Origin of the sequence: Polycladospora coralii (assembly GCF_014773435.2) — a bacterium.
GTDB lineage: Bacteria > Bacillota > Bacilli > Thermoactinomycetales > Thermoactinomycetaceae > Polycladospora > Polycladospora coralii.
Genome location: NZ_JACXAG020000003.1, coordinates 280586 through 302834, shown reverse-complemented (window position 1 = coordinate 302834; position 22249 = coordinate 280586). Strand labels below are relative to the sequence as shown.

22 protein-coding genes and 1 tRNA gene are annotated in these 22249 nt (G+C 38.2%); 11 read left to right on the top strand and 12 right to left on the bottom strand.

The annotated features are described in order from the left end of the window. Positions 1-124 precede the first annotated feature (124 nt). From gap to rpoN, 3 genes are all read right to left on the bottom strand, one after another. Entirely contained in the window at positions 125-1135 is a 1011-nt protein-coding gene (gene gap, locus IC619_RS09635) for a type I glyceraldehyde-3-phosphate dehydrogenase (RefSeq protein WP_191139659.1), read from the bottom strand. A gap of 52 nt (positions 1136-1187) precedes the next feature. Beyond that, the gene (locus tag IC619_RS09630) at positions 1188-2225 is read right to left on the bottom strand and encodes a sugar-binding transcriptional regulator (protein WP_191139658.1); all 1038 of its coding nucleotides are present in this window, start codon (positions 2223-2225) and stop codon (positions 1188-1190) included. Between the two features lie 135 nt (positions 2226-2360). Beyond that, positions 2361-3731 carry an RNA polymerase factor sigma-54 gene (gene rpoN / locus IC619_RS09625; protein ID WP_191139657.1) on the bottom strand — a complete coding sequence of 457 codons (1371 nt, stop codon included), beginning with the start codon at positions 3729-3731 and terminating at the stop codon, positions 2361-2363. 182 nt (positions 3732-3913) lie between these two features. On the opposite strand from rpoN, the gene IC619_RS09620 reads away from it, so the two are divergent. Further along, positions 3914-3988, top strand: a tRNA-Arg gene (locus IC619_RS09620). A gap of 383 nt (positions 3989-4371) precedes the next feature. Here IC619_RS09620 and IC619_RS09615 read toward each other — a convergent pair. Then, a complete protein-coding gene (locus tag IC619_RS09615) occupies positions 4372-5160 on the bottom strand; it encodes an SDR family NAD(P)-dependent oxidoreductase (RefSeq protein ID WP_191139656.1) in 789 nt (262 codons plus the stop codon). Between the two features lie 186 nt (positions 5161-5346). Here IC619_RS09615 and IC619_RS09610 point away from each other — a divergent pair, with 186 nt between their 5' ends. The 4 genes from IC619_RS09610 to IC619_RS09595 all read left to right on the top strand — a co-directional run bounded on the left by IC619_RS09610 (position 5347) and on the right by IC619_RS09595 (position 9882). Further along, positions 5347-6012: a TetR/AcrR family transcriptional regulator gene (locus IC619_RS09610; RefSeq protein ID WP_191139655.1), complete on the top strand. Its 666-nt coding sequence runs from the start codon at positions 5347-5349 to the stop codon at positions 6010-6012. A gap of 186 nt (positions 6013-6198) precedes the next feature. Continuing rightward, a complete protein-coding gene (locus IC619_RS09605; RefSeq protein ID WP_191139654.1) occupies positions 6199-7413 on the top strand; it encodes an FAD-dependent monooxygenase in 1215 nt (404 codons plus the stop codon). Positions 7414-7494: 81 nt separating this feature from the next. Beyond that, positions 7495-8424: a glycosyltransferase gene (locus tag IC619_RS09600; RefSeq protein ID WP_191139653.1), complete on the top strand. Its 930-nt coding sequence runs from the start codon at positions 7495-7497 to the stop codon at positions 8422-8424. Positions 8425-8508: 84 nt separating this feature from the next. Then, positions 8509-9882 (top strand): bifunctional glycosyltransferase family 2 protein/class I SAM-dependent methyltransferase, encoded by a 1374-nt coding sequence (locus IC619_RS09595; protein ID WP_191139652.1) that lies wholly within the window; start codon positions 8509-8511, stop codon positions 9880-9882. 54 nt (positions 9883-9936) lie between these two features. On the opposite strand, the gene IC619_RS09590 is transcribed toward IC619_RS09595, so the two are convergent. Next, the gene (locus IC619_RS09590; protein ID WP_191139651.1) at positions 9937-11376 is read right to left on the bottom strand and encodes a catalase; all 1440 of its coding nucleotides are present in this window, start codon (positions 11374-11376) and stop codon (positions 9937-9939) included. Positions 11377-11598: 222 nt separating this feature from the next. Here IC619_RS09590 and IC619_RS09585 point away from each other — a divergent pair, with 222 nt between their 5' ends. The 3 genes from IC619_RS09585 to clpP all read left to right on the top strand — a co-directional run bounded on the left by IC619_RS09585 (position 11599) and on the right by clpP (position 13425). Further along, complete coding sequence (locus IC619_RS09585; RefSeq protein WP_191139650.1) at positions 11599-11913, top strand: helix-turn-helix transcriptional regulator; 315 nt, start codon at positions 11599-11601, stop codon at positions 11911-11913. Between the two features lie 169 nt (positions 11914-12082). Then, complete coding sequence (locus IC619_RS09580; RefSeq protein ID WP_249669796.1) at positions 12083-12586, top strand: hypothetical protein; 504 nt, start codon at positions 12083-12085, stop codon at positions 12584-12586. Positions 12587-12813: 227 nt separating this feature from the next. Further along, a complete protein-coding gene (gene clpP, locus IC619_RS09575) occupies positions 12814-13425 on the top strand; it encodes an ATP-dependent Clp endopeptidase proteolytic subunit ClpP (RefSeq protein ID WP_191139649.1) in 612 nt (203 codons plus the stop codon). A gap of 40 nt (positions 13426-13465) precedes the next feature. Here clpP and IC619_RS09570 read toward each other — a convergent pair whose 3' ends face one another. The 7 genes from IC619_RS09570 to IC619_RS09540 all read right to left on the bottom strand — a co-directional run bounded on the left by IC619_RS09570 (position 13466) and on the right by IC619_RS09540 (position 18953). Further along, complete coding sequence (locus IC619_RS09570; protein ID WP_191139648.1) at positions 13466-13828, bottom strand: hypothetical protein; 363 nt, start codon at positions 13826-13828, stop codon at positions 13466-13468. A gap of 61 nt (positions 13829-13889) precedes the next feature. Then, positions 13890-14564, bottom strand: a complete 675-nt coding sequence (locus tag IC619_RS09565; protein ID WP_191139647.1) for a hypothetical protein — start codon at positions 14562-14564, stop codon at positions 13890-13892. A 341-nt stretch (positions 14565-14905) separates the two neighbouring features. Further along, complete coding sequence (locus tag IC619_RS09560) at positions 14906-15163, bottom strand: HPr family phosphocarrier protein (RefSeq protein ID WP_191139646.1); 258 nt, start codon at positions 15161-15163, stop codon at positions 14906-14908. Positions 15164-15167: 4 nt separating this feature from the next. Beyond that, entirely contained in the window at positions 15168-16115 is a 948-nt protein-coding gene (gene whiA / locus IC619_RS09555) for a DNA-binding protein WhiA (protein ID WP_191139645.1), read from the bottom strand. Between the two features lie 133 nt (positions 16116-16248). Continuing rightward, on the bottom strand, positions 16249-17253 hold the full coding sequence (locus tag IC619_RS09550) for a gluconeogenesis factor YvcK family protein (RefSeq protein WP_347239781.1): 1005 nt from the start codon (positions 17251-17253) through the stop codon (positions 16249-16251). Between the two features lie 3 nt (positions 17254-17256). Next, positions 17257-18132, bottom strand: coding sequence for an RNase adapter RapZ (gene rapZ / locus IC619_RS09545; RefSeq protein ID WP_224749617.1), 876 nt, complete (start codon positions 18130-18132; stop codon positions 17257-17259). A 332-nt stretch (positions 18133-18464) separates the two neighbouring features. Beyond that, positions 18465-18953, bottom strand: coding sequence for a tetratricopeptide repeat protein (locus tag IC619_RS09540; protein WP_191139644.1), 489 nt, complete (start codon positions 18951-18953; stop codon positions 18465-18467). 329 nt (positions 18954-19282) lie between these two features. Here IC619_RS09540 and IC619_RS09535 point away from each other — a divergent pair, with 329 nt between their 5' ends. From IC619_RS09535 to IC619_RS09525, 3 genes are all read left to right on the top strand, one after another. Then, positions 19283-19876 (top strand): non-canonical purine NTP pyrophosphatase, encoded by a 594-nt coding sequence (locus tag IC619_RS09535; RefSeq protein ID WP_191139643.1) that lies wholly within the window; start codon positions 19283-19285, stop codon positions 19874-19876. Continuing rightward, positions 19842-20447, top strand: a complete 606-nt coding sequence (hisH, locus tag IC619_RS09530) for an imidazole glycerol phosphate synthase subunit HisH (RefSeq protein ID WP_191139642.1) — start codon at positions 19842-19844, stop codon at positions 20445-20447. The genes IC619_RS09535 and hisH overlap by 35 nt, the downstream gene beginning before the upstream one ends. A 95-nt stretch (positions 20448-20542) precedes the next feature. Further along, the gene (locus tag IC619_RS09525; protein ID WP_191139641.1) at positions 20543-22246 is read left to right on the top strand and encodes a tetratricopeptide repeat protein; all 1704 of its coding nucleotides are present in this window, start codon (positions 20543-20545) and stop codon (positions 22244-22246) included. The last annotated feature ends 3 nt before the right edge of the window (positions 22247-22249 follow it).

Genomic DNA, 22249 nt, shown 5'->3' with positions numbered 1-22249 from the left:
CTCCCTATGTAAAAGGAAAGGGGGGCGACCCCTTATCCTATCTTAACGATATAAGTATAACACATTAAACATTAGTATATCACTTTAAGGGTTTATCACATCAAAGTAGCATAGTTGTTAGAAATTAGAGCCCTTTTTCAACCATATAAGCAGCTAAATCTACAACACGATTTGAGTATCCCCATTCATTATCATACCAAGAAACAACTTTAACCATGTTCCCTTCAAGGACCATTGTGGAGAGTGCATCAATTGTCGATGAATGTGGATCGCCATTGTAATCAATCGAAACAAGCGGCTTGTCTGATACATTAAGTATTCCATTCAACTCATGATTAGCTGCTTGACGTAATGCATCATTTACTTGCTCAACTGTAACCTCTTGCTCTAACTCTGCAACCAGGTCCACCACTGATACATTTTTTGTAGGTACGCGCATGGCGAAACCATTTAATTTACCCGCTAATTCCGGAAGTACGAGTGATACAGCTTTAGCTGCCCCAGTAGTAGTAGGAATGATGGATTCACCTGCCGCTCTTGCTCTGCGTAAATCCTTATGTGGTAAATCTAAAATTTGTTGATCATTGGTATATGCATGTACAGTGGTCATCAATCCCCGTTTTATTCCAAATTGATCATTTAATACCTTCGCGTACGGTGCTAAGCAGTTTGTCGTACAAGACGCATTGGAGATCACCTCATGTGTATTGGGATCATATGCCTGTTCATTCACACCCATTACAACTGTAATATCTTCATTTTGAGCGGGAGCAGAAATAATTACCTTTTTGGCACCGCCGACCAAATGTTTTGCTGCATCATCACGCTTTGTAAATCGACCCGTTGATTCGATAACTAGCTCTATCCCGTATTCTCCCCATTGTAAGGCAGCAGGGTCACGCTCAGCTAATACAGCAATTTCTCGTCCATTCACCATAAACCCATTCGGGCTTACCTCGACCTCGGCCTCTAATGTACCATGAATGGAGTCATACTTTAATAAATGTGCCAGTGTTTCAGCATCTGTTAAATCATTTACCGCCACAATTTCCATCTCACTATGATTGAGCATCGCTCGAAATACATTTCGTCCAATACGCCCAAAACCATTAATTCCTACTTTTGTTTTACCCATTTTTATTCCTCCTAAAAGATCATTGTTTATTATGACCCATCTCCTGTTACAGTCATTCTTCATTTTTTTGATACTTATCCAATATAAAACGTGCGGCAGTCTCGTCAGTAACGAGTACTTGCGGTTTCATCTTTGTACATACAGCGGTAATAGCTGCCGCTTTACTCTTTCCACCTGCTACTGCAATCACATGTTTAGCTTGATACACTTCTTCTAAGCGAAGACCTACTGTCGAAACGCGATGCACGATTTGTCCGTGCACATCAAAGTAATAACCAAATGACTCTCCCACAGCTTTTGCATCTTCTAATTTGCGTATGATGTCTGAAGAAGATTGGCGGCGCATCGCCATACTTTTCGCGTCTCCAATACCATGAATAACAATTTTAGCCTGTTTTAAATCATCTAGTACTTGCCGAATATATGGTTCTTGAATCAGGGTATGATAAGCTCCTTCGCTCAACTCATCTGGTATATGAAGCAAGCGATAACTTCCGCCAGTCTGCTTTGCCATAAGTGAAGCGATATAATTAGCCTCCAACTCAACCGCTTCTCCTACGCCTCCACGAGTAGGGATAAATGTAGTTTGCTTCAACACCTGGGTGGACACCATATTTTCGGCTACTGCAAGAACGGAACTTCCACCTGAAACGGCTACAATTTGTTTTTCAACCGAGCGTTGCTTTAATATGCGCGCCGCCGCCCTACCCATGTCTTTTTTCACCAAATTTGAACGATCCACATCACCTGGAACAATAAATACTTGATCAACACCTAAGAATGAAGAGATTTCTTCTTCTAGTTGGCTTAAGCCAAATAAAGTTTTTATCATAGGTTCCATACTTACGATCAGATCGGTTCCATTTGAAGATAGCCGAATACCAGTAGAATCCACTTTCACTAATCCTTGGGCACGCAGAAAATCAATCTCTGAACGTAAAATACGTTCTGTTGTCTGTAATGTAGCGGATAAACTCCTTCGTCCTACGGGTTGCATCAATTGTACAAGATGTAATATCTCATACCTTTTTCGCATAACGCGCAGGAAATCAGGTATCAATTGCTTTTGGATATTTAAGATCGATACCATCTTAACCCCCTCTTATGGACATTTTCTGTCCCTATAAATCAAAAAGCGTCCCAATCGGAGTAAAAAAATTCCTTGTCTTTGAATAGCTTGATTTTAGCCTAAATGAACAGGTTTGACAAGGAATATACGATGAAATCAAGTTGACTTGCTCAATCTTTTACGAACTGTTGAAGAAGAAAATCCCAACTCCTCGCGGTATTTTGCCACTGTTCGCCTAGAAATTTGAATACTTTCTTGCTGTAGTTGAACAGCTATTTTTTGATCTGAATGTGGTTTTTTCTTATCTTCTCGCTCTATGATTTGCTTTATTTTTATTTTTATGTGTTCAGTAGCTAATGCTTCACCATTGGCAAGTGATAACCCACCTGGAAAAAAAGTACGAAAAGAGTAGATCCCGTTAGGCGTGTGAACATATTTGTGTTGCGTGGCACGACTTACTGTCGATTCATGCAACCCGAGTTCAAATGCAACTTCTTTTAGTGTAAGCGGAATTAAATATTGCGGGCCTTGGCGAAAAAAAGCTTTTTGCTTGTTAAGAATCACTTCAGCTACACGAACAATTGTCTCTTTGCGTTGGGCAATCCCTTTCATTAACATCATTCCGGATTGAACCCACGCCTTTAAATGCGACAAATCCTTATGGTTTAATGCATGTGACTGAGAAAGCCACTGTTGATACTGTGGATTGATTCGCAAATAAGGCATTTCACTCTCATTCACATATACTTTCCATTCCCCGTCTATCTCTTCGATAAACACATCAGGAAAAATATACTGCGTTCGTCTATTTGAATAGCTACTTCCCGGCTTTGGATTACATCTTCTAATCTCTTCTACAGCATGATGTACTTCCTCTTCTGTAACGCCACAATCTTTTGCCACCTTAGACCAACGCCCATCGGCGATCTCTGGTAGATAACCTTTAACAATCTGAATCGACAATGGATTAACTGGCTCAAATTGTAATAACTGGAGCTCCAAACATTCAGCTAAAGACCGCGCCCCAATTCCCACTGGTTCTAATTTTTGAAGCGAATTGATACAATCTTCCAATGTCTCGGGTTCGATTTGTAAGCGCTTACATATAGTGATTGCATCAACGTCAAGATATCCTTTATCATCTAGATTGTGGATCAAAAAATAGCAAACACGTGCTTGCTTTTTACTCAAATTCAACTCATATATTTGTTTTTCTAACATACCTGCTAGTGTATCCTCACTACCTGAAGCTAGCTCTATCTCACGATCTGTATCCACATATCCAGATACACGTGGTTGTTGATACAACGGTCGTTGATTTAAATATGAGAAGAACGCTTCTAATTGATCTATTTCAATCGGTAACTCCAACTCGATTGCTGGATTTTCTCGATATTGCTCATACAAGAACGTAATTAATTCAGCGTTTGAAAATTGTAGCATTTGGATGGATTGCTGTAGCTCCGGTGTCATTGCCATTTTCATTCTCTGATCTTGTACTAATCCATATCCCATCTCGATTGCCATGCCAACACCTCCGTACCGATCCAGCTACGTTCCCATCATCTACCTCTATAGTATCATATTGATGCGCATTGCGAAGTAGTCATTTAATCCCATATCTTATAAAACAAGATATAGGATCCATCAAAAATGATGCTTGCACATCATTTTTTATTTATGATATAATTGACCCTACAAATTATTATGCGCCTATAGCTCAGGGGATAGAGCACTGGTCTCCGGAACCAGGTGCCCAGGTTCGAATCCTGGTAGGCGCGCCATTACCAAACGTCCTTTAGCGAATCCGTCTCGTTAGGGGGCGTTTTTTATTTTTAGAAGTGATTAGCAAAATAGTTTGTATCATTCAAGAACTATACAAGCGCTTGGCAATCTAGAAATATTTTTTATTAATCAGAAAATAAAACTACTTTATATGCGATTTACAACGAAACGGGCTAATTCCCACTTATAATCATTGATCTATTTACCTTACAGCATAAAACACGTTCAAAGCATTGGCTGGCTATATTGATGTCCGCAAATTTTTATGAATTTTTTTGCTTTACAAACCTACTTTAATTACCATACAGCAAAGCTATACACGAAAGCCCATCGTAAGTGAACCCAATTAAGCACTAAGTTAAATGGGTTCACTTTTTCATCTTTAAATCATTTTTTTCCAAGCATCACCTGAAATATGAATAACTCGTCTTCGTGATAATAATCGAGGAATAATAGTCGTGAGGTAGTTTTTGGTACCAGATACGACATAAGGTTTATTTTTTAAAAAAGCATTCAATCCATTCTCAGCAACCACTTCAGGGGTCTCATATTGGTCAGTTGAAATTGTTTTCTTCTGGTTAGCGACGGATGCAAAGTTAGACTTTGTACCGCCCGGACAAAGGGCTAACACATTTATTCCCTTTTTGTAGTATTCACCATGTAAAGCTTCTGAAAAATACAGCACAAAAGATTTTGATGCAGAATAGACAGCTGCATAAGGAACCGGCAAGAAAGCTGCAGTAGACGCTACATTAATAATACCGCCACTTTGGTTCGAAAGCATACTTGGTAAAAACAATTGGGTCAGTTCCACCACAGAATTAATGTTCAAATGAAGCATCTCATGATAAACCTGAGAATCAAATTCAAGAAAACTACCCCATTTTCCAAAACCTGCATTATTAACTAATAAATCAACTGAGAGATTTTCTTTTTTGGTCTTTCTGAATAAAGATTGGGCAGATCCCGGTTGACTCAGATCGATTGCAATTGTTTTTACCTGAATTTGATATTGAGCACTCAACCGATTTCCCAATTCATTTAATTTATTTGTAGACCGTGCAGTAAGAATAAGGTCTGCACCGTTAGCAGCTAATTTTTCGGCAAAAGCCATTCCAATTCCTGATGACGCACCTGTCACTAAGGCAATCTGCCCATTAAATCTTTTCATGATGTTCACCTTCAATATCGTTATTTTTCTATCGAAATTCTGTTTATTACGAGACAATCTGATCTATCATAAAACCACTATACTATATCAATTATACTATGTAAACTCAAATTGTTTATTTAGTTTAGTTTGTATGTCTAGATGAAATCATTTATAATTAAAGATCAAAAAAAGGAAGGTTAAAATATGAAAAAGCAACATGATGCACATCAAATCGAACGTACAAAAGAAAAGTATATTGAAAAGATCATGCCTGTGCTTAGAAAGCAAGGCATAACTACACTCAAAATGGATGACATATCTAGACATATGGATATTAGTAAGGCTACCCTGTATAAATATTTTTCATCCAAAGATGAGATTATGGAAAGAGTAGTAGCGGTTTATACAGGATATATGGTTAACGCAGATACAATTACCAACGAAAATTTATCTTTTCATCAGCGTTTTCAAAAAATATATGAACAGTCCATGCTGATAGCAATCTATATCTCCGATGCTTTTCTTATGGATCTAAAAAACTACTACCCGCACTTATTTGAGACAATTTCTCAAGCTCGATTTGATCGAATCACCAACTTAAAACAATTTTTCGATGAAGGAATTGATTTAAAGGTATTCCATAACATTCACTATCAAATGTTTATGTTACAAGACGATGTAGTACTTCGAAAAATTATGGACCCTATTCTCCTAAATCAATTGGACCTAACATTAAAACAAAGTCTTTTTGAATACTACACTTTGAAAAAGCTTCAATTATTTAAACAGGATCATTTAGAAGATTCAGATAATGAATTTATGAAAAATACGATTTCTCAAATCGTAAAGAAAATATCTATGCACATCTAATTGGTAAAACTCCGTAAAAACCATCTCTATTCACTCAGTAGTGATCGCATAAAGGTGGTTTTTAAAGCATCGACGCTTCACATATTTTGTTCTAATCATCCAATTATTTTATTTTTATTAGAGTTTATGTAGCTTCGTATACGGGAAATGAATAACCCATATCAAAAATGCTTGGAGGGCGTCTATATGGAAACAATTAAACAGGATGTAGTCATTGTAGGTGGTGGTCCAGCTGGAATGGTATTAGGGTTGTTACTATCTCGCTTAAATTATCATGTTATGGTTATCGAGAAGAATGAAAACTTTGATCGTGACTACCGTGGAGAAGTATTACAACCTCGTTTTATGGAGCTCATGCAAAAAGTTAACCTTCACCAAACGATTCTTGAACTCCCTCATACCAAAATAAGATCGGGCCATTTTTATCATAATCACAAAGAAATTGGCCGCTTTCCATTTAACGATCTTAGCCATGATTTCCCCTTTGGCATGTGGATGCCTCAGCCCATTCTACTTGACGGGTTACATCAAAAGTGCCGTCTAAACCCCCATTTTAAATTGTTATTTGGTGCCCATGTGAAACGATTTATTTACTCAGATCAACAAGTTACTGGCATTGTAATTGAAGACAAAGAGAAAAAAGAAACGATTATTGAAGCCCCACTTACAGTAGGCGCAGATGGTCGATTTTCTACTGTAAAGCGATTAGGCAAGTTCGAACACGAATATGAATATTATCCAGGAGATATCCTTTGGTTTACGATGCCTTGCCCTCCCGATTGGAAAGGTAAATTTCAATTTCATCTGGATAAACCCTACCCCTATTTGATCCTCCCCAAACATCCTGATGCTGTTCAAGTTGGCTTAGCACTTCCTCTGGGTAAACTAAAACAGATTAAGCAGATGGCGTTCCCTACCTTTAAAGATCACTTGAAAGAGCTCAATCCTCATTTTAGAGAATTCGCCGCTACTGTTCCTGATTTTTCTTCATTTGTCCCATTACAAGCGAAAACGCATTATATGAAACAATGGTATAAAAATGGTTGTTTGCTCATAGGTGATGCTGCACATTGTTCTTCACCCGCTGGCGCAATTGGGGTTTCATTAGCTGTCACATCAGCTGTCATCGCTGCTGAAGTCATTCATCATACATTCCAGTCCACTTCCCTTCGATTAGATCAACTTCATGATGTTCAAGCACGTTGCGGAGAAGAGATTAAACGAATACATCAAATCCAAAATCGACTAGGTAATGCATTATTTTCAACCTCACCCTTTTTTCAAACCATACGCCCCTTTGTTTTATCAGCGCTTACCCGAACATCACTTATTTCTGTCCTATTACGAAAAGTCGTAACACTCCCAGCTTCCTTCGAAGTTGACTCTAAACTAAGTCGCTAGCATCATTTTAAGTAGGCTCTTATGGATTGTCATTTCATTGCTATTTTGATCATATAGCTGATGGAAAGGAGTGTGTTTTTTGTGAATCAATCCCCCTCTTTGCCATTAGTTAGCATTTTAATTCCAACTTACAATCGGCCTAAATGGTTTGAAGAAGCGTTGTTAAGCGCTATCAGTCAATCTTATTCAAATATTGAGATCATAATATGCGATGATAGTACCACAAACGAAACTGAAGAACTCGTCCTATCTTATAGTCGTACACATGACCACATTCAATATCACCGTAACCCCAGCAGGTTAGGCCAGTTTGAAAATGATTTAAAATTATTCGAGTTGTCAAATGGTGTATTTATTAATTATCTGATGGATGACGATTTATTTACTCCTACAAAAATCGAAAAAATGATGCATTATTTTCAATCTGATGAAAACCAACAGCTTTCCTTAATCACCTCTAAAAGAGATGTGATCGACGAACAGGGAGAAAAGCAACCTGATATTGGTGCAACGCAATCCCTTTTTCAAGCAGATACACGCATACCAGGCCAAGCGTTTGCCAATTTCATTTTAGGTTATGGAAATGGAATTGGCGAGCCGACTACCGTATTATTTCGTAAAAGCGCTTTAACGGTTCCTTTTGGCACTTTTGCCAATAGGCGTTACCACTGTGATGTGGACATGGCTACATGGCTAAACTTACTTTTAAATGGAGATATCATCTATATGGCGGAACCACTCAGTTATTTTCGTATCCATTCACAGCAACAACTGCATTCTCCTCCTATGCTAATTGGCGGTGCTGCTGATTGTTTGCATCGCATTTTATCGGCTTATCGATCAGGACTTCTTCAAGATCAAGAACAACGTCATCAAGTCGCCCACCATTACCTGAACTATGCACAGCATATTCTTACACAACTCTCACATAAGAAGGAGCAATTTCCGCACCACTTAGAAGAAATCAAAACGTATACATTTTATATCAAGGATGAACTTCTCAATGAGTGAGCCTGTGTATATTCCGTTCTGAATATATCCCTATTACATATAGTAATAAAGATCGTAGCTTTAGATTGAAAGAAGGGAAATCAAATGAAGACCAGTATAATCATCTTGACATTAAACCGCCTTGACCTTACCAAACAATGTTTGAATAGTATTTTCACACATACAAAGCCCGATCAAATTGAATTAATTATTGTCGATAACGGATCCACCGACGGTACAATTAAGTATTTGCAGCAAATACAGTCCGTTAAATTAATTCAAAACCAAGAGAATGTTGGTTTTGCTAAAGGGTGTAACCAGGGTGCATCTTACGCTCATGGCGATTATATTTTATTTTTAAATAACGATACAATTGTTTCTGATGGTTGGCTAGATCACATGTTGGCATTATTAGCGCAAGATGAGCAAATTGGCATGGTAGGGCCGGTAAGCAATTATGTGAGTGGTCGTCAACAAATCCCAGTATCTTATGACAAAATCGAGAATATAAGCGATTTTGCTGAACAACATTGTAAATCACATCGCGGACATTCAAAGCAAGTCATGCGTTTAGTGGGATTTTGCTTGTTAGTTAGAAATTATATTTTCAACGAAATAGGTGGATTTGATGAACGATTCCGTTTAGGTTCATTTGAAGATGATGATTTGTGTTTGCGTGTAAGTCAACTTGGTTATCAATTACATATTGCAATTGATTCCTTCGTTCATCATCATGGGCACGCCACTTTTAATAGCAAACCAGATCTATCTATTCAAAACCTCTTTGTTGAAAATCGACTTCGTTTTATAGAAAAATGGGGACACAAAGCCTTACACTTTTTTCATCCGCGTACAGATGTAATACAATTCGTACCACCCTCCGCTCAAAAGATTTTAGAGATCGGTTGCAAGACTGGCGCAACGGGTATCGAACTTAAGCAACGCCAAAATTGCTCACTATACGGTGTTGAACCGGATGAAATCGCAGCTCAAATCGCTCGTCATGAATATGATGAAGTACACCAACATGCATTGGAACAAACACTTCCCTATCCAGATGGTTATTTCGATGTGATCTTGCTCATCGATGTACTACAACGTGTCGTTAATCCATCGTCATTTGTACAAAAGCACGCGCAATTACTGAAACCAAGTGGATATCTGATTTGTGTTCTACCTAACTTCTCTCATGCAGAATCCATCATCCCGCTACTTAAAGGTGAATGGAAGTATACGTTAGAAGGGATACGTGATTTCGAGCATATTCGCATATTTACCCCTGAAACATCGTTGGCGTTATTTCCAAGCAAGGACTTTATAATCGAAACCCAACATTTTCAACTATTAAATCCTCCACAAAATGAAGTCCAGTTCCTCGAAGAGGTAACCGAAATTGCACAAAAGCACGGAATAGAATTGGGCAATTTACCCCAAAGAGCAAAGATATATCAAACATTCCTAACTATAAAAAAAAGATGATACAAAAGACCTCGCATGAAGTATGTGATGCGAGGTCTTTTGTATGAAAATGAATTAACCAATCTCAACATTTAAAGCTTTGGCTAATCTAGCTCCGAATTCATGATCGGCACGAATGAAGTTACAAATTGCTCTTTCTTTTGTAAGTTGAGCCACTCCTGACAAATCATGAACTAAGTTTTTGATTAAGTTTTCTTGCTCTTGTTTACTAAATGAACGGTACTGTTCACCAGCTTGCGCGAAATCTAATGTTTTATGAATCTTGTTTCGTCCGATAACGCCTTCAAGTGGCACTTCACTCTCGAGATAGCGCTCATCTTCTGTCGGCCGATCATCGTATCGGTTAGGCTCGTAGTTAATCGTTGAAATATCTGTTTTTGTCTGCATATTACCATCTACTTGATAGTTATTTACAGTCGCATACGGGCAATTTATAGGCAGATTGAGGTAATTTGGTCCTATACGATGACGCTGTGTATCTGGATAAGAAAATAAACGTCCTTGTAGCAGTTTATCTTCAGATGGCTCGATTCCTGGAACAACCGCGCTTGGCGAAAAGGCCGCTTGTTCTACTTCAGCAAAAAAGTTTTTCGGGTTCTGGTTGAGTGTCATGGTACCGACTAATTGATAAGGGAATTGATCTTCTGGCCACACTTTAGTAGGATCAAGTGGATCAAATTCAAATTGATTCATGTCTTCTGGGTTCAACATTTGCACATGTAATTCCCACTGTGGAAATTTGCCTTCTTTAATGTGATCAAATAAATCACGTGTGGCATGGTTGAAATCTCTTCCTTGAACTTTCTCCAGTTCGTCAGCAGAAAAATTACGTACACCCGCAAGTGGCTTCCAATGATATTTTACATAAGTAACCTTGCCTTCGTGATTCACCCATTTAAAGGCATGAACACTAAAACCTTCCATTTCTCGATAGTTAGCTGGTGTTCCATAATCTGAAAATAACCATGTCAACATATGTGTGGACTCTGGTGTTAGCGTCATGAAATCCCAATAACGATCTGGATCTTGAATATTTGTATCCGGTGCAGGTTTTAAGGAATGAACCATATCAGGAAACTTAATCGCATCACGAATAAAAAATACCGGAAGATTGTTCCCTACAATATCGTAGTTCCCTTCTTCCGTATAAAACTTCGTAGCAAAACCGCGAGGATCACGCGCTGTTTCAGGTGAACCTTGTCCATGGATCACAGTAGAAAACCTTACGAATACAGGTGTTTCTTTTCCTTTTTCTTGTAAGAATGCAGCTTTTGTATAAGCTTTCATGCTATTTTCAACTTGGAAAACGCCATGCGCTCCAGCACCACGAGCATGTACCACACGCTCTGGAATACGTTCACGGTCAAAATGAGCGATTTTTTCAATCAAATGATAATCTTCCAATAAAGTAGGCCCTCTTTGACCAGCAGTACGTGAGTTTTGATTATCACCAACAGGTACACCTTGATTTGTAGTTAAACGATTTTTATTCATCACTTATTCAGCTCCTATTCGTTATCAATTATTATTCTCATATTATAATAATTATTAACAAGGAATTATTCAAGAGGTTTTTCATATCTTTCTTTTACAATTTCCACCACACACTTTTCATTACCCGATAAACCAAGATATAATCACACAAATTAGCTAACTTGCATTACAAGTTAGTTAAATATATGATAACGATAGAGATATCCTAGGAGGAGGTCCGATGTGTCCCATAACTCACAACTTATGAAGGGAATCTTAGAAGGGTGCATTCTTCTTCTCATCGCGAAAGAAGAGGTTTATGGATACCAAATCAGTATGAAACTAAAGCAGTTTGGTTTCTCCGATATTAGTGAAGGTAGTATCTATCCCATCCTTTTACGCATGCAGAAAGAAAAATGGATTTTAGGAGAATTTAAACCCTCTGCTGTCGGTCCGCAAAGAAAGTACTATTACATTACAGCAGCAGGAAAACAAAAAATCCTTCACTTTAAACACGAATGGCAGACCATAAAGCAGGCCGTCGACCTCATGTTATAAAGGAGTGTTAATGTGAATATAAAACAAATGATTCAATTAAATATCCAATTGAGAAAAAAATTAACACCAGAGAATGAGGCATACTACGGAGAAATGATAGTTTATATGCGAACTAGTCCAATCTTGCAAAAAAAAATCAGAAGGGGTATTATTAGAACTCCTTAACCATTTGATCGAAGCTCAGAATCAAGGAAAAAGTGCTGAAGAAGTATTTGGAGACAATCCCATCCAATATTGTAAAGAAATCGTATCCACATTACCTAATCCACCTAAAAGCAGCATATTTTTTGTAGGCCTCTGGTTTATATTCTATTTAGAGTCCATCAATCTTTTTATTGGAAGTCTTTCCGCATGTCTATTTAAATCATCTTTTGTGGATATAAGTGTACTCTCAAGCCTCATTTCTACACTATTAATCATGATAGCTACTTGGCTGGTTCTTCGTTTTTTAAACCTTTCTAGTTTTCAATCCGAGAAACGGCTTCTACATGAGGTTTTATTAGGTATTTTTGTAATCACTGCACTTCTCATTATCATCGGGCTTCCACTAATCACCACTTCATTTGCCACTATCGATATAACGTTTCAAATCAAACCGATAACCAGTTTTATTACAGCTGTCACCCTCTTTTTAGTAGCGCAATTTGGAATTGTTCGCTATGCCTTTCCTTAAGGTTTAATGACCATCAAATGAGGTAATAGTAGTAAGATGGTTTTCTAAATTGGAGTTGTCATGATTGTTGAATCTGACTCTAACATATGGAAAAATCACGTAAATCGGTACGTTTGTGACCCTATAAATGATCAGTAGAAACAAAAGTCAAATAATGTTTGACCTTTTTTGACCAATAGAGTATGATGAATTTAAGCAAAAGAGAATACTTAGGGGGGTTTAAAGGTATGAATTTTGATCACACAACACCTTCATCCATGAATCTTGTACCTATGGTTGTAGAACAAACTAATCGTGGTGAGCGTTCGTATGACATTTATTCACGATTGTTAAAGGATCGCATTATCCTACTTGGAAGTGCAATTGATGATAATGTGGCCAATACAATCGTAGCTCAATTACTTTACTTAGCTGCAGAAGATCCTGATAAAGATATTTCACTATATATCAATTCACCTGGTGGATCAATTACCGCAGGAATGGCGATCTTCGACACCATGCAATTTGTTAAACCTAAAGTATCAACTATCTGTGTCGGATTAGCTGCTTCAATGGGAGCATTTTTGCTGGCTGCTGGTGAAAAAGGAAAGCGCTTTGCACTTCCTAATAGTGAAGTGATGATCCATCAACCTTTAGGTGGAGCACAAGGTCAAGCAACTGATATTGAGATTAGTGCAAAGCGAATCTTACGTATGCGCGATCGTCTAAATACCCAATTATCAGATTTTACCGGACAACCGCTTGAAAAAATTGCTAAAGATACGGATCGCGATAACTTCATGAGTGCTGAAGAAGCCTTAAAATATGGGTTAATCGACAAAGTGATGAAATCTTCATAAAGAAAAGTGTCCTCTTGGGGACACTTTTTTGCTTCTTTTTTCAAATCGATCCATCTTCATTAAAAAGAGTATGTGGATCAACAACTTCTACTTGGAATGGCGTTTGCGGGGTGACTTGCTCTACTTTTTTTCTCACTTCTCGTTCAAGTTCTTTATATTGATCACGATGCACTTCGCCATTTGGTATGACATAAACAACAATACGTCTCCCCGTATATTCAATAACTACGTCTTCCACTTCTTTTATTTGAAGTGCCATTTGTTTCATACGGGAATCTGGATACCCTACATTACTATATGAATGGGAGTCTTTATCCAAACCCGTCTGATCTTCTGGTTTTTCAAAGCGTTGACAAGCCGTTATGGCCACTACCGTTAGCAATATCAGCAAGTATTTATACATATGATTGCCCACCTCCGCCTCTTTAGTTTGAGGCAAAAAGCCGCAATTATACAGTCAATCTCTATTCAAATAAGGTGTCCGGTGTAAAAAAATCTTCTTGTTTTAATTTTTGTTCTGTCATCACAAGCATCCACATCAAGACCAGTTCAAATAGAGATACGATGACAACTTGATCATAATAATATCCTATCGCTCCGCCTGCAACAGCAAAGGGGAGACAATAAAGTAATACGGGCCAATGTAATTTTCTCCAGATTGAAACGGCGGCAATCATCAAAGGAATAAGGGTAAACAACATTAAGAACGATGAATTTTCTTCTACAGCGACATAATAAAACATACCATTAGACTTTATCCAAGTAAAATCATTCCAAATCACTTCTATGAATATGCCAACCACTGTCAGTACAAATGTATAAAGATTATATATCAACTGCGTCACCATATATTGGGACCACTCAACAGATGTTCTACGTAAAATATCAAGTGCAACAAACACTAAAGTAGGCATTAACAGCACATGGAGAAGATAACGAACCAGATTAAGTCCCTCCAGTATGCGCCCTGGCTCAAATATGCTCCCCATCAAAATGATGACATTCTCAAATAAAAGGGTGACAATTAAAAAAAGAACCCACGAAGTTCCCCAAAATGAAGATTCCTGAAAAGAGCGGAAGCTCCACAAGAATAAGATACCATATAGTATAATTAATAAGAGGTGGATTACTGCCTCCATGATTCGAATCCTCCAAATCAATTCAAGAATCATTCCTACAACACATGATTTACCCCTATCATATCGAACCAAGTACTTACAAAGAAGCTATAAATGTTACATCATTCATACACTTTCTCTTTCTATTGAAAAAGTACCTATCGGCAAGAGAAAGAGCTTATTCTTTGCATATATGTAATGATTTCAGTGAGGATGATTATCGAAAATGAGGAAATGTATTTCGAACTTTCAGTTAGCGAAACAAAAACCACTTAAATCATCCCACTTGTAATGATTTCTTATTCACAAAAAAAGACTGTACGCTTCATCTAGGCATATACAGTCTTCCACCAAGTAATCCTTTATTCTTCTTTACTTATGATGTCACATAAAGCATCCATCGCTTTTTCTTCATCCGTACCATCTACTGATAAGGTAACTTCAGTGCCTTTGGAAACAGCTAAGCTCATCACCCCCATAATGCTTTTAGCATTTACACGATGACTTCCCTTCATAATAAAAATATCCGAGGAAAACTTGTTTGCTTCTTGTACAAACAAGGCCGCTGGACGAGCGTGTAAGCCCGTCTGCAAACGTACCACTACTCGCTTTTCAACCATGAACCTAACCTCCCTTTTGTCTATCACGGATTCCACTCGCGATCTGTTCTATTTTACGAAAACGATGATTGACGGCCGATTTACTAATTCCGCCAGTAGCTAAAAGCTGTCCTAACTCAGCTAAATTGACATCCGGATGTTGCAATCGCACAACTGCCACTTCGCGTAGTTTTTCTGGTAGTGTTTCTAGCCCCATTGTTTCTTCAATTAGCCTGATATTTTCGATCTGTCTCATCGCTGCCGAAATCGTTTTGTTTAAATTGGCCGTTTCACAATTTACAAGCCGATTAACTGAATTACGCATATCTTTCATTATACGTACATTTTCAAATTTTAACAACGAAGGATGCGCACCAATAATATTCAAAAACTCACCTATTTTATCTCCTTCTTTTATATAAACGACATACCCTTTTTTACGCTCTATTACTTTCGCATGTAAGTACATATCGTTCATTAATTTACATAGCGCTATACTATGATCATCATAAGTGGAAACAATCTCCAGATGATAGGAAGCACTATCTGGATTATTTACAGATCCTCCGGCCAGGAATGCTCCACGCAAATAAGCCCGTGAGCAAAATTCATCTCGAAATAAATGCGTTGAGATTCCTTCAATTCGTTCCCATGAATCCTTCTTAAGAATACACAGATCGGACAAGATATCATTGGCCGTTTCTGATATACGAATAACAAAAACATGGTTTTTTTTCAATCTAATCTTTCGTCTTACCAACACCTCTGGTTGTACAGCGTAAAGGGATTTTATAAGCGTAAACATATGTCTTGCCGTAGATGGGTTCTCTGTGGTGATATCAAGTAATACTTTACGGTTTTGTAATTGAATCGTGCCATTCATCCGAACTAAGGCAGACAGCTCTGCTCTTTTACAACACACATCTGTTTCAAGCTGAGTCAGTTCTTTTTTGATTACTGAAGTATAAGACATCGTTGTTCCCTTTCGTTAGTGGATAAGAAAGTATTGATGTAGCCCTTACCCTCGATGCGATCTCGTTTCATTCCAATCGGGTCGCCACCACTAGTAGAACGTACATTCAAAACATCAGCTTAGTAAGCACGCTTTAACCACTTTGCCTTTGATCCATGCGTTGATGCAAAAGCTCCATGATATGACGACTAATTCGATCGGCATTATGTCTCAGAACAGAATGATACAACAATAAATTATCTGCGATGACATGGCAACCGTACTGCTGAATGCGTTCAATATCAGGTATAACCAATTGTTGTTTTCTAATCGCATACTGTTGCTGAATCGATAAAGGAGGAACTTCATTGTTAATCACGGCATATTCAAACAATCTTTCCCCAATATGTTCGTATATCACACGTAGATGGTCACTTGCTGTATAAAAGTCAGTTTCACCTGGTTGCGTCATAATATTACATATAAATATTTTGCAAGCAGGTGCAGAGCGTATCGCCTCAGTCATATCACTTACCAACAAATTAGGTAAAATACTTGTATATAAACTACCTGGTCCAATGATAATGCCATCTGCACATGCAATGGCTTTAATTGCCTCATCTAAAGGAGGGGGCTTTAATGGGTCAAGAAAAACCCGTTGAATCTTTTTTCCTGATTTAGGAATTTGTGATTCTCCTCGCACGATGGTCCCATCCGTCATTTCTGCCAATAACACGACATCTTGTTCGCTAGCAGGTAGGACTTCGCCTCGTACAGCTATTACTTTGCTTAATTCTTTTACGGCTTGTGTAAAATCCCCTGTAATTTCTTTTAAGGCAGCAATCATTAAGTTGCCTAGATTGTGACCAGCTAATCCCTCTCCGTTTTCAAATCGATATTGAAAGACTTCTTCCAGCAAAGGTTCTGTATCTGACAAGGCTACCATAACATTACGAATATCTCCTGGAGGCGGCATACGGAGGTCAGTCCTCAGCCTCCCTGAGCTACCGCCATCATCCGCTACAGTCACCACCGCCGTAATATCAAGAGGCATTTTTTTTAGTCCGCGAAGCATTACGGATAAGCCAGTTCCTCCACCGATACAAACAATACGTGGTCGTCTTTCCTTATATTTTGTTTGATACTCGTGATTAGACACTGCTTATCCGCCTTTCTGTATATCACGATGAAATACGCGACTACGCTCCTCATCAAAATATTCATTTAAATATTCAGCAATTGCTACTGAGCGATGCTTTCCACCCGTACAGCCAATAGCCACCACCAATTGTGTCTTTCCTTCCTTGTGGTATTGAGGAAGGAGAAATGCTAACATATCAACTAGCTTTACTAAAAATTGTTTCGTTTCTGCCCACTTCATAACATAATGAGACACTTCGTTTGACTGACCCGTTTTGGGACGTAGTGTATCTACATAATGCGGATTTGGCAGAAAACGAACATCAAATACCAAATCCGCATCAATCGGAACACCATGTTTAAACCCAAACGACATAAAAGTAATCGCTAGCTCGGCTGCATCAAAAAAAGTAAAGAGTGAACTAATTTTATCTTTTAACTCAGAAGGTTTCAGTACACTCGTATTCAAGATGTGATGGGCACGTCCTTTTATCTCTTCTAAAAGTTTACGCTCCTGTACAATACCATCAAGCGGGGTACCATCTGGAGATAACGGATGTCTTCTTCTGGTCTCCTTGTACCGACGCACTAATGTTTGATCACTTGCATCTAAATAAAGGATTTGGTAATCAATACCGTGATGCGCTTCCAATTGATCTAGAGCACCAAATAAGGATGAAAAAAATTCCCTGCCTCTTAAATCGATTACCACAGCCACTTTACGCAAGCTCCCGCTCGACTGTTCAATTAAATCTAAGAACTTGGAGAGCAAAATAGGTGGCAAGTTATCTATACAAAAGTATCCTAAGTCTTCTAACCTTTGTACAGCAACTGTTTTTCCAGCCCCTGACATCCCTGTAATCACCGCTAATTGAACCCCATTTTCTTTGGTATCCAATTTGAGAACCTCCACTCTTGCTTTTTCCACTATTATACCCGACTATCACCATTTTGCTAAAAGACGAGTCCTGTTATGAAACGTCGCAAGCAAAAGTGGGATCTTGACCTAACATTTCTAGATGTCATTTTATCATAAGGAAATCTTAAAGGCTTTATGAAATCTCCTTCTGTATGCTAAGCATATAACATCTCTAGTTCCTTTACTTGCTTTGAAGTGACATTCTGCTATCCCTGCCACATTTTACACCATTTATAGTTAAGGATATTTTATAATCATTTAAATGGATAGGATAATGAATGATATTTCACTTTAAATCTAGAATCACTTTACTATTTCATAAAAGTGGCATCTAATTGATCTTTATAAAAATGAAGTGCCCTACTATATTGTTGTATTTCACTGTCAGATGTTGTTTCTAGTAATTGACTGAGTAAAATTTCCATTGCTTTATCATGTTGGTGTAGGTTATACAAAGTTAAACTTAAGAAGATATGTAAAGGTCGATCTTCTGGAAATTGCTGAATTCCCCGCTCTAAAGTCTCTCTAGATTTTTCATATTCACCTAAACAACGATACGTACTTCCGAGTCCTAACAGCGCTTCAGACAATTGATCGGTAGGTATGCCTAATGAGAGTGCTTTTTCATAGTAGGTAACAGCCTCCTTTTCAAATCCCAATGAATCATGAAAATACGCACATTCAAGCTGAGCTTGAACGTCATCTGGGTAATCACTAACAAGCTTAAGCATTTCTGTTTGAGCCGACTCTATGTTTCCCTTTGCTTTTTCACTTATAATCCAATCTAATCGTTCTTTCATACTTTCATCTCCTTTTAAATTCAAACATGGCCAAGCAATTCTCTCCATCATTCGTCGTCCATATCACTGAAAGTAGGGTGGTTGGCTACCCTATATTTTAAGCTGACTGGTTCATGTGATATGATTTATACGCGGGGTGCGAGTTCAAACCCTATATCCGGTACGGTTCACAGACATTTCAACCCATTTAGCTCTTCCTTATTACGATCAATTAAAATCCTTGATCATTTATAAAAAAGTGTAGCACAAAAACACGTGAACATGTGGCAACTTCTTCAGACTGAACGGATTACAACGAAAAATGAATACACTAGCAGTAGGTGAATATTATGAAAATATTGTTTGCTACACAGAACAGAGGTAAGCTAGAAGAAGCAAATAACATATTAAACCCTTTGGGTTATGAAGTAAGGGAAGTTCCCTTCTCTTTTTCAGAGCCTGCTACAGGGAGTGTTAAAAAGATTGCACACATTAAGTTACAACAGATCATAAATGAAGGCTTCGACTGTGTTATGGTCGATGACGCCGGAATTTTCTTTGAAGCATACCCTACGTTCCCTGGTGTTCTTTCAAAACGCCTGTTTCAACAATTAGGTTATAAGGGCATGGCAAAACTATTAGACGGGGAGTCAAGAAGTGCTTGGTTTGAAGGATGTATTGCATTATCATGGCAGGGAAAAATTCAGACATTTAGTGGAAAAACACACGGTTCGATTATTCACTTTGAGCAGTCGCCAACTGAAAATCCTCATTTTCCATATGATCCGATATTTATTCCAAATGGAGAGAATCGCACCTTAAGTGAAATGTCAACAGATGAACGTTTGAGCTATTCATATAGAAGAGAAGCGCTTTTACAATTAGCGAATTGGTTAGAGGAGAGGGCACATGCTTGCGATAATAGACCTAGGAGTCGAAAGTGAAAAGCAAATCGGTTACGCACTCAGACAAATGAAGATTGCACACGTATATGCAAATACGCCTGAAAAACTGGCAGATGCAAGCCATATTATTTTAACAGCAACTGGGAGCTTCAAAGATGCCATGCAAACACTGGTGGCTCAAAAACTGGATCAAGCTCTATTTCAACACCATTTTAAACAAAAGCCACTACTTGGCATCGGACTTGGGATGCACCTATTATTTACGAGCAGTGACGAGGATGGATATTTCCAAGGATTAAATTTCATTCACGGTCATATTATTCCGATCGATCATCAACGCCCCTGTTGTCCGCATCAAGGTTGGGAATGGCTTTCTTTTAAATATCCCCATCCACTATTGAAAGGCCTATCTGAGGAAAACGTATATTATGATCACCTATACCATGCACGGGTGAGTAACAATGATGATGTGATTGCACACAGTGAATCGGGTCAAAGTATACAAGCAATTGTAGCCCGCAATCATAATTTTGGTATACAATTTCAACCCGAAAAAAGTGGAGATTTAGGGTTACAATTGCTCTATCGATTTTCACAAATAAACCATTAGCGTCAGTATGTATTTTGTTACCATTTATGATATACTTGCACAAGTATTAAACCGCCAGCAAAACCGTTTAAATCCTTGCTGGTTGGAGGCGACATATGAAGAAATCAAAAACTGAAACAAAACCTACACAAAAGAAAATTGTTCCGCTACAGATGGATGCTGGCTTTTACTTTGAACGTGCCGTACGTTCTATTGATCGGCATCAGTATGAAAAAGCGATTCGTTACTTTAAATTGGCGATGGAAAAAGAACCTCATAATGCGATCAACCATTGTAACTTAGCAGGTTTATTATCTGAGTTAGGGCGTTTTGAAGAATCAAATGAAGTTTTAGAGACTGTGTTAGCTGAAGTCAATCCTGACTTACATGAATGTCTCTTTTTTTTAGCAAACAATTCCGCTAACATGGGGGCATTTGAGTTAGCAGAAGACTACTTATTAGAATATTTGAGTGCCGAGCCAGCTGGTGAATACATGGAAGAAGCAGAAGATATGCTTTATATGATATCTATAGAACTTGGGCGTCCGCCCAAGGAACCTCCCTCAGCAGCCATGCCTGAGTATATGCAATCCCATGAGATTGCCCGTGATCACTTAGAAGCGGGTCATTTTTTGCAAGCGATTGAGAGATTAGAAAAAATAATCGAGACAAACCCGGAGTTTTTAGCTGCACAAAACAATCTGGCTCTGGCTTATTTTTATACGGATAGAATCGAAGACGCGTATAAATGCATACAGCATGTGCTTGAAATGGACGAGATGAATTTACATGCACTGTGTAATTTAGCCATTCTTTCTTTTCATAACAAGCAAGGTCATTACAGCAAACAACTCATTCAAACCTTAAAAAAATTAGTCCCTCTCCATACAGAACATGCCTATAAGTTAGCAACGACGATGGGCATACTACGAGAACATGAAGTTGCTTACCATTTATTTACACGCCTTCTGAAAACGGATGTGCATGCTGAGGTCGGCTTATACCATCATTGTGCAGTAGCAGCATGGAATACGGGACGCTTAAATAAGGCGATTCGTTATTGGAAGATAGCTGCTGAGCTTGATTTTATTTCAGATGTACCTCGCTTTTACTTGGCTCAAGTAGAAAAATGGTCTCAACAAGACACAGAACTTCCACTTATACAGTATGCCTATCAACTTCCATTTGAAGAAGAATGGATACGAATTGAAAATAAACAACGCGATCCACAAAACCTGTCCCACTTAAAGGATAATCCACTCTTACGCTCTTCATTTTTCTGGTCACTGAATCATGGAGATTACAATACCAAGCTTCAAGCATTACAAGTGCTGTGGAAGATACAAGATAAGGAAGTCGAACAATTACTACGTTCCTATATCCTCAAACCAAATGAAGATGAAGAACTTAAAAAGATTGCATTGCTGATCTTAAAACACATGCATGTCGCTGCACCTATTCAGATGTGGATTGAAGGTAGGATTACTGAAGTGGGATATGATTCCACTGACTCTCTTGAAAATAAACAGTTTGAACAACGTGTTATCCACGCGCTACTGCACAATATGCAAGACTATACGCTACAACAACAAAATGAAGCACAGCAACTCCTTTTTACCTTCCAGCATCAGCCTGATTTTAGGGACCACCAGGTGAAAAAAATTGAAGCGCTAGCGGGTGCATTGGAATACGCAATCGCTAAGAAGTATCAACTAAAATTGACACAAAAGGAAATTGCACAAAAATATGGTGTATCTACATCATCCATCACACGCTATGTGAAAAAATTACAAACCCTTTGGGATAAACACCTTACATAATAG